Consider the following 6,731-nt stretch of genomic DNA (forward strand, 5'->3'; position numbering starts at 1 on the left):
ACCGGCGGCCAAGGGAGTCAACGGGCTCTGTAGTGCAGGGTGTAGGCGGTTACGAGCGCCGGTACACCCAATCCGACCCAGGAGAGAAGGTTCCAGATGCCTTCACCCATCAGCGCTGATGCCAGCCCGATGAGGCTCGCCAGCGCGATCCAGATGGGAGCTGCAAAGATCCTCCAGAGTGATCGGTGATTGCGGGTCGTGTTCTTATGGCTCATGAGGTTGCCGTAAGAGAGGGGGAGTTCGCTTCCCGGGAGTCGCGGATCTCGCTGGTAACGGGGCGCCGGCGGGAGGCCCAGAGATAGAGCCCGCTGCCTAGCACCACGATGGTGAGTACATCGAGTACCGCCCACAGGATCTTCAGCGGCAGCCCGCCGTAATCACCGAAATGCAGGGGGCCGGACAGGGCCAGGGTCTTCACGTACCAGGGCATTTCCCGCATGGCGGTGAACTCACCTGTGCGGGCACTGATCAGCGCCGGCGTGATCAGGTGCTGGGTCAGGGAGGTGTTGCCGTGCAGAAAGACCGCGTAATGGAAGTCCGTGGACCACATGCCGCCCGGGAAGGCCACGAACTGCAGCGTTTTATCCGGCGCGGCCTTAACGGCCTCGTTTACTGCTGAGTCCAGAGAGGCCATCTCCCCCGGGTCCGGCACGCTCTGGTCGTCGTAGCCCTGCGCCAGGTCCGCAAGCGACTGCTCCCGCCAGGTATCCAGTATCGGCGTTGACAGGGTATTGACCACCCCGGTCAGGGTCACGACGGCCAGCCAGGCGATAGTGATCACCCCCAGCAGATTATGGTAGTCCAGCCATTTGATGCGGCGCGTTTTGCTCTTTCGGACGGTGCCGAAATCCAGTTTCCGCATGAACGGCGCATAGAGCACTACCCCTGAAACGATGGCCAGGAACAGCAGGACGCCCATCGCACCCAGGAAGAGCATGCCGGGCAGTCCCAGGAACATGTCGGTATGCAGTTGCAGGATGAAATCCATGACGCCGTTTTCGTGAGCCGGGACAGTCTCGCCGCTGGTCCGGTCATAGGAGGCGAAGTGCATATCCCCGGCGGCTGCACCGGGGCTGGGGCCAGTAGTGACGTTGACCACTGGCCGCTCCTTGTCGAAGCTCATGAACAGCGGGGTGCCGCCCGGTTGGCTCTCCAGCGCGATCGACAGGATCCGGTCAAGTGGCAGCAACTCGCCATTGGGGTTCGCCGGTTGCCACTGCTGGGTATCCAGCGCCTCGTCGATCTCGTCGTGAAAGATCAACGGCAGCCCGGTGATGCAGAGCATCAGGATGAAGGCGGTGCAGATCAGGCTGGTCCATTTATGGATGCCTGACCAGACACGGATGGTTCGTTGCTGCATTGGGAACCGGGTCTCCTAGAAGTCGACGGTGGCTGACAGCATGAAGGTACGCGGAGCACCTACAGTCAGGTAACCCTGGCCCGGATACCCGCCTGCGGAGGCCCAGTAATCATGATCCGCCACGTTCTCGACCCGGGCCCGCACTGTCAGCAAACGGTCATCCCCCATGGGGACAAGGTAGCGGGCACCAATATCGAGCCGGGTCCAGGAGGGCACCTTCTGCTGGTTGTTGGAATCCGCATACTGTGAGCTGGTGTAGATAAGGCGGCTATCGAGCGCCAGGTCGGGCAGGGCGGGGACGTCGTACTTCAGGTTGAGGTTGGCCTGGGTGTCCGGAGAGCCGATGGCTTCGTTGCCATCCGCATCAGCATCCAGAAAACTGACGCCGCCCAGGAGGGTGAGGTTCTGGGTGGCCTTGCCATAACCGCTGAGTTCCAGGCCTGTATTGCTTTGGTCGTAAAGGACGCGGTAAATACTGTTATTGTCCAATCCGGCCGTCGGTTTTTCGCTGCGGTAGATGGAGACGTTCCCGCCCAAAGAGTTGCTCTCGTACTTGATGCCTAGCTCACTCTGGTTGGTGGTGTAGGGTTCAAGGGCTTCGCCCGGGTTTGCGACAGCTTGATTTCCAACAAACGATGGCGCGTTTTCTGTGTCTACGCCCTCAATGTAGTTTGCGTAGGTTGAAATGGTTTGGCTCAACTTATAGAGCACACCGAGAGTGGGTGTAATGAAGCTGTCGTCGTACTCGGTGTTTTCTGCTCCGGTGTTGTAGTCATAGCTGTAGTTTTCGATCCGTTGGTGCCTGGCGCCCAAAGTGATCAGCAGACGCTCATCCATCAGTGAAAGCTGATCGGCAAGCGCAATACTTTCTAGGTGTTTTTTTATTGTGAGCCCAGGGTTTCCAAGCTCACCGCCTGAGTAATTGTAGGCAGGCTTAGGTTCGCTGGTGGGCGCGTAGATGTTGCTGCTAACGCCATCTTGGACTCCTGCATAGGCATTCTTCGATTCGAAATCATGTACTGAGCCCACCAGGGTAACTTCGTGGCCGATACTGCCGGTTTTGAAGTTTGTTCGGAGCCCCATTTCGCCAGTTTTCACGGTGTCTTCGCGGGTATTGTCGAAAAGGTTGGCTTTATAGTCACCGTTGGGGTTATCCACCTTAGGGTTGGCGAAACTGGCTTCTTCCTCGCCCTGGCGCAGACCGAAAGCCAGCCAGCCGTTTATTGCCTCGTTGAAGTCGTATTCGCCCCGAACCGTCCCGAACACATCCTCTGATTCCGAGTAGGTCCAGGGCTGGCCGATGCTCTCGGAGGCGTCTGGCGCATCCGGGATAGCCAGTCCATCTTTGATCGTGATATTCGGCTGGCTGGCGTCCATCAGGTGATCCTGATATCCAAGGTCTGCAGACAGCCGCAGGTCATCGCCCTGGTAGTCGAGCCCGATGTGGGTCATGGAGAGTTCGCGGGATTCGCCGTCCACGGCCGTATCACCGTCACGGCGGGCCGCATTGACCCGTACCCCGTAGCGCCCGTCCTCGGAGCGTCGCGCCACATCCGCCGCCGCGTAGGCCTGCCCGCCGCTCTGGACACCCGTTGTCACCTGGGTGAGGGGATGATTCGGGGCACGTTTGGGCACCACATTCACGGCGCCACCGAGGCCACTGCCGCCCGGCGCTGCCCCCTTGAGGAAGGTGTTGGCACCACGGAAAACCTGCACCCGCTGGATGAACTCGGACGCCAGGTACTGCCGGGGCAGGAGGCCGTAAAGGCCGTTGTAGGTCATGTCGTCCGAGAAAACGGGCAGACCGCGCACCAGGTAGACCTGCTGGAAGTTCCCGAAACCCCGGGCGACACGTACGGCCGGATCATTAAGCAGCACGTCTCCGACACTGGCCGCCTGTTGGTCCTCGATCAGGAGTTCGGTGTAGTTGGTGAAGTTGTAGGGCGTTTCCATTACGTCCTGATTGCCGAGCAGCCCAACGCGGCCTCCCTCGGCCACCTGTCCTCCCGCAAAGGCGGGGCTCAGCCCCTCTTCCGAGGCATCGGCGCTGGCTTGGACTTCCAGTGTTGGCGCGGAAAAGGTTCTCTGGCTGGCCGTTCCCTCCTGGGCAATAACGGCGCCCGGAACGGTGCTTAGTAGGGCAATGCTGATCGAAAGCAGGCTTGGTCCCTGGCGGACATTCATGTGGTCACCCCATAACGAATTGGTAATGGGGCGGAACGTTAAACTAAATAATAAATATTCGCAACGGACAAATGTGTGCGAAAGAGTGGCAGTAGCACTATGTCGGGAGGGTCAGCGCCGCCGGGTCAGCTGGTCGATGATCCGCCTTGGCAGTGTCTCAAAGGCCGGCGTGATCGGCTCTTCGTAATTGCTGTGAATGACGCGACCCTGTTTGGGGCGTCGCTCGTGGGCGGCGTACTGTTCCAGGCGCTGGATCAGCTGTTCCTGGTGATGGAGCTCGCGCACGGCCAGACCTGACAGGGTCAGCGCGGTGGCGCCAAGCAGTAGGTTGAGAAGCATCATCATGGCGATCACCTGTATTCAACGCTGATTTCGGACTCGATGCCCCGTTCCGAGAGGGCTTCATCAAGCTCCGAAGTGAGCTGGCGGAACACGATGCGGCGGACGGTCTCGGGCATGTAGTCACCCACCAGGCGAGCGCCGGCCGACTCCCTGCGGGCCACCTCAATCGGGTTGAGCACGCGTACGGTCATCAGCATCTCCGGCGGTGGCAGCTCCGGGTCCGCCACCCGTGCCAGTGCATGTTCCACGCGGCGGCGCTGCTGTCGGAGACAGTACAGCGTCCAGCCACTCAGGCCCACCATGATCAGTAGCACCAGGGTCGTCAGAAGGGTCATCATCCGTTCTCCGTTGCTGCTCCCTGATCCGGTCCGAAGGGTTTCACCATCAGCAGCAGCCTTGGCAGCAGCGTCAGTGCGCCGAGCAGGGCGATCGCCATGGCAAGGCCTGTGAAGACCCCGAAGTAGATGGTCGGGATGAAGTTCGACAGGGCCAGGATCGAGAAGCCGACAATGATGGTCAGCGAGGTGTAGAGCATGGCGCGGCCGATGGTCTGGTGACTGCGGTGCATGGCGGCCTGGTAGTCGCCATCACGACGGATCTCCTCGCGGAAGCGGTAGATGTAGTGAATGGTGTCGTCCACGGCAATGCCCACCGTTATTGCGGCGACCGTAATGGTCATCATGTCCAGCGGAATGCCCATCAGCCCCATGATGCCCAGGACCGTGCCCGCGGCCAGAAGGTTGGGCACAATCGCCACCACCGCCACGCGCAGTGATCGGAACAGGACCAGGAACATGGCCATGATGGCCAGGAACACGGCGCCCAGTGTCTTGATCTGGGAGCTGAACAGGCTCTGCAGCATATTATTGTAAAGGACCGCCATGCCGGTGAGATTGACCTGTTCGTCCTCGAGGCCGATCTCGCCGGTCAGGTGTGAGCGGATGCGCTCGAACAGGGCGTCCCGGTTCAGCTCCGGTGAGGATTCGATCAGGCGGATGCTGAAGCGGGCCTCGCCGGTTTCCTCGTTGACGTAGGGATCCAGCAGCAGTCCCTGCAGGTCCTCGGGGAAGGCGCGGCCCATCAGCCCCAGCTGCAGCGGGTTCAGCTTGCCCTGATTGACGCGCTCCGCCAGCCGGATGGTGGTGGCCAGGGAGATCACCTTGCCCGTCTGGGGCTGCTCGTCCAGGAAATCATGAATGGTCTTGACCAGCTCAGCGCCATCGGTGCTGAAGAAACTGTCAATCTGCTCCCGCGGCTCACACTCAGGGTCCACGAAGGGATCGCAGTCCTCGATGGGCGCGCCGTCATTCTGCTCAAGACTGATGATCACATCCAGTGGCGTGGTGCCGCCGAGTTTCTGGTCGATCACGACCATTCCCTGGTGGATCTCGGTATCCGACTTGAAGTAGTCGATGAAACGGTTCTCCACCGACAGCCAGGACACACCCACGGCACAGACCACTGCCAATGCGGCACTGAAGGCCAGAATTGTGCCTCGGTAGTTATCGGTAACCCGGGCCAGGTACTCCGTGACCGGTGTGCGGTGCAGCGCACCTCCGGGCTGGGCAGCGCGCGGCAGCAGCATGAGCACCGCCGGCAGGACCAGAAAGACCACGGCATAGCCGATCAGGATGCCCACGGTCATCATAAGCCCGAAGTCGATCACCGGCCGGATTGAACTGAAAATCAGGGAACCGAACGCAACGACGGTGGTGATCACCATGTAGAAGCAGGGCCGGCCCATGGCGCTGACGGTTTCGGCTACCAGCTGGTAGCGGTTGGCGTCAGGCTGCACCTGCTGGTACTCACGATGGCGCACGATCAGGTGGATCGTCAGCGACATGGTGATGATCAGCAGCAGCGACACAAAATTCGAAGAGATAACGGTCACCGGCCAGTGCGTCCAGCCCAGGTAGCCCAGGGTGAGCCATACGGTAAGAGCGCAGCACAGCAGCGGCAGCAGCACCCAGCGCGGCTGGCGGAAGATGATGCCCAGCATCAGGATGATGAAAGCCAGGACGCCGAGACCGAAGGTCACCAGATCGCTCTCAACGAAAGCCATCATGTCGGCCACGATCATGGGCACGCCGCCCAGGTGGATGCGGGCCTGATCCCCGTAATTGGCAAGGACGTCGCGCACGTCCCGGATGATCCGGTCCTGCTGGGCGTTCAGGGCTTCCTTGCGCTGGCGATAGTCGGCCAGCACCTGTGAAAGCTCGCTTTCCTCGGCTTCAGAGAGCCCCTGGTCGCCTTCCTTCTGCTGGAGGGCGTCGCGCCGGTCGCGCAGCTCGTAATAGCGTTCGTCCGTGGGCAGCAGCAACTGGATGGCGGTGGTGGTACCGTCCTCGCTGACCAGCATGTTCTGGTAGAGCGGGTTCTCCATCAATGCCTTGCGGGCGGTATCCAGCGGCACATCATCCCCGTCCAGGGTCTTCATGTGCTTGCTCACGGTCATGAGCGTCATGTCCGGGCTGTGCAGCAGCGGCACGTTGAGGATGCTGTTGCTCTCATCAATGCCCTCAACGGCCATCAGATCGTCGCGCAGTTGCTCCAGCCGGTTGAGCGCGTCGTCGCTGAACAGCTCGCCTTCCGGCTGGTAGCTGACTACCAGGAAGTCATCCGTGGTCTCAAACCGCTGATAGGTCTGCTGGTAATACTCGAAGGACTCATCGCCCTCCATGACCAGGGTGTCCGGTGACGCATCGAGCCGGAACTGGTCCAGGCGCAATCCGGCTATCACGGCGGCGATGAGCACCAGGAGCAGGGTAAGCACTGGATGGGACAGAACGGTTCGATCGTAAAGATGGAAAAGTCGGTTACCCAAGGTACTACCTCTTTGATGGGT

The 6,731-nt window shown here is 60.6% G+C and carries 6 protein-coding genes; all 6 read right to left on the reverse strand.

The window, feature by feature from the left end:
- Positions 1-17: 17 nt before the first annotated feature.
- The gene (locus tag QZ501_RS05455) at positions 18-215 is read right to left on the reverse strand and encodes a hypothetical protein (RefSeq protein ID WP_151439148.1); all 198 of its coding nucleotides are present in this window, start codon (positions 213-215) and stop codon (positions 18-20) included.
- Positions 212-1,360 (reverse strand): PepSY domain-containing protein, encoded by a 1,149-nt coding sequence (locus tag QZ501_RS05460; protein ID WP_295717829.1) that lies wholly within the window; start codon positions 1,358-1,360, stop codon positions 212-214. The genes QZ501_RS05455 and QZ501_RS05460 overlap by 4 nt, the downstream gene beginning before the upstream one ends.
- A 15-nt stretch (positions 1,361-1,375) precedes the next feature.
- Entirely contained in the window at positions 1,376-3,544 is a 2,169-nt protein-coding gene (locus QZ501_RS05465; RefSeq protein WP_295717831.1) for a TonB-dependent receptor, read from the reverse strand.
- 111 nt (positions 3,545-3,655) lie between these two features.
- The gene (locus QZ501_RS05470) at positions 3,656-3,889 is read right to left on the reverse strand and encodes a hypothetical protein (protein WP_151439152.1); all 234 of its coding nucleotides are present in this window, start codon (positions 3,887-3,889) and stop codon (positions 3,656-3,658) included.
- A gap of 5 nt (positions 3,890-3,894) precedes the next feature.
- The gene (locus QZ501_RS05475; RefSeq protein WP_151439153.1) at positions 3,895-4,224 is read right to left on the reverse strand and encodes a hypothetical protein; all 330 of its coding nucleotides are present in this window, start codon (positions 4,222-4,224) and stop codon (positions 3,895-3,897) included.
- A complete protein-coding gene (locus QZ501_RS05480; protein ID WP_295717834.1) occupies positions 4,221-6,710 on the reverse strand; it encodes an MMPL family transporter in 2,490 nt (829 codons plus the stop codon). Before QZ501_RS05480 ends, QZ501_RS05475 begins: the two co-directional genes overlap by 4 nt.
- Between the last annotated feature and the right edge of the window lie 21 nt (positions 6,711-6,731).

Source organism: uncultured Halovibrio sp., assembly GCF_913056445.1.
GTDB lineage: Bacteria > Pseudomonadota > Gammaproteobacteria > Pseudomonadales > Oleiphilaceae > Halospina > Halospina utahensis_B.